General features: G+C 67.4%; 3 protein-coding genes. 1 reads left to right on the forward strand and 2 read right to left on the reverse strand.

Annotation, left to right across the window (positions count from 1 at the left end; all coding sequences use genetic code 11):
* On the forward strand, window positions 1-780 hold a 780-nt coding region (locus tag Y706_RS23445; protein WP_253906681.1), incomplete at its 5' end, for a serine hydrolase.
* 51 nt (window positions 781-831) lie between these two features.
* Here Y706_RS23445 and Y706_RS0103515 read toward each other — a convergent pair.
* Window positions 832-1329 carry a peroxiredoxin gene (locus Y706_RS0103515; RefSeq protein WP_028275480.1) on the reverse strand — a complete coding sequence of 166 codons (498 nt, stop codon included), beginning with the start codon at window positions 1327-1329 and terminating at the stop codon, window positions 832-834.
* Between the two features lie 44 nt (window positions 1330-1373).
* Window positions 1374-1811, reverse strand: a 438-nt coding sequence (locus Y706_RS23450; RefSeq protein WP_162159058.1) for a winged helix-turn-helix domain-containing protein, incomplete at its 5' end; no start/stop codon positions are given.

Genomic DNA, 1811 nt, shown 5'->3' on the forward strand with positions numbered 1-1811 from the left:
GCGACGACAGCTGAGGCTGGCGCTTCGCCGTCAGCCAGTCTCAATCCTGCGGTCCAGGCATCCGGCCCAGCGTCGAGCGCGGTGGACGCGGCCCTGGACGCGCGCATCCAGGCCATTCTCGCTGCCAACAGCCAGTACCAGATCGGCGTGGCGCTGGTCGGCCTCTCCCAGGGCGCCGGTACCGCGGACGTCCACGAATACGGTGTCCGGGAGAAATTCGTGGCCGCGAGCACAGCCAAAGTCCTGGCCGCGGCTGCCTACTACCACTTGGTCGAAACCGGGGCGGCCAGCCTCGATGACCCGTTGGGGAGCTACACCGCCGGCTTCCAGCTCCGGGAGATGATCCAGCAGAGCGACAATGACTCGTGGTCGCTGATCATGGACGCAGTGGGCCACGAGGAACTGACAGAGTACGCGGCGTCGCTGGGTGTGAACTATGACCCGGAAACCAACACGCTGACACCGGCGGAAATGGCGACCATCGTCTCCCGCCTCTACTCCGGGACGCTCCTGAACGCCGACCACACCGCCGAGCTGTTGTCCTATATGCAGGACACCAACTACGAAACACTCATTCCCGCCGCAGTGCCGGACGGGATCACGGTCTTCCACAAGTACGGGCTCCTGGGCGGTGAACTCCACGACGCCGGCATCCTCGCCCGGGACGGCACCGCATACGCCCTCGTGATCTACACCAAGGGCCAGGACCTGAGCGACGTCCCGGAACGCACTGAAGTGATCCATCAGCTGACGCAGACGGTGGCGGACGCCCTCTTCTAGGCCGTTTCCAGCCCGCGCATGTCCGGGTCCGCCCGCATGGCGTCCGAGCCCCTAGATACCAAGCTCCTCCCGCAGCGCCCGCACGTGGCCCTGCGGACTGACGTGGTATTGCGCCAGGACCACGTTGCCATCGGGACCGACAACCACGGTGGACCGGACCGTGCCTTCGCGGACCTCGCCGTCCATCAGCTTCTCGCCCCAGGCGCCGTACGCGAGGGCCACAGCGTGGTCTTTGTCCGCGAGCAGGGGGAACGTGAGCGCATGTTCCGCGGCAAAGGCGGACAGGGCCTCCCGGGCGTCGGGTGAGATGCCAAGGACCTCGAAGCCTGCGCCGTGGAGGGCAGCGAGGCTGTCGCGGAAGTCGCAAGCCTCGGTGGTGCACCCGGGAGTGGCTGCGCGGGGGTAGAAGTAGATGATGACGTTTTTGCCGCGATAATCGGCCAGGGAGATCCGGCGGCCCGCAGCATCTGGCAGCGTGAACCCGGGTGCTGGATCTTCGCTGTGCAGCTTAGTGATGGCGTGCAGCTTGGTGGTCACGGTGGATTGCATGCAGTTCCTTCGATCGAGGGTCGGGATGGTTGTGGCAGCGGAGCTTAGATGCTGTATTCCGCTGGTCCGCGGACCGTCGCCCGCGGACCGGGGACGAAGCGGTAGCCGCCGCTGCGGACGGTGACGACGGCGTGCCGGCAGCCCTTGAGTTTCCGGCGCAACCGGCCGACGTACACGTCGATGGACCGGGTTGCCGCGCCCGGGGTGTCGAACGCGTCGAGGCAAAGCTGCAGCTCCTGCCGGCTTACCGTGCGGGAGCAGTTCTGCACGAGACATCTCAGAAGCGTGAACTCCAGATCCGTCAGGGGCACCCGCTCTCCATCCAGCCTGGCGTCTCCGGCCGCGAGGTCGACGGCGAGCCGGCTGATGCTGCCGGGGACGGGCTCCAGGCCCGCGCCGCCGGTGTCCCCGGCGGGATCTGCTGTTCCCGCCGGGGTGCCGTCGTCTCCGGGGGACCGGACGACGGCGGATGTTGCGGCTCC

This window comes from Arthrobacter sp. I3, from assembly GCF_000520575.1.
In the GTDB taxonomy this organism is placed as follows: domain Bacteria; phylum Actinomycetota; class Actinomycetes; order Actinomycetales; family Micrococcaceae; genus Arthrobacter; species Arthrobacter humicola_A.

What these genes read in the sequence shown, in the direction of transcription:
- Y706_RS0103515 (WP_028275480.1), bottom strand. Translation starts at nt 1,329, where the DNA reads ATGCAATCCACCGTGACCACCAAGCTGCACGCCATCACTAAGCTGCAC.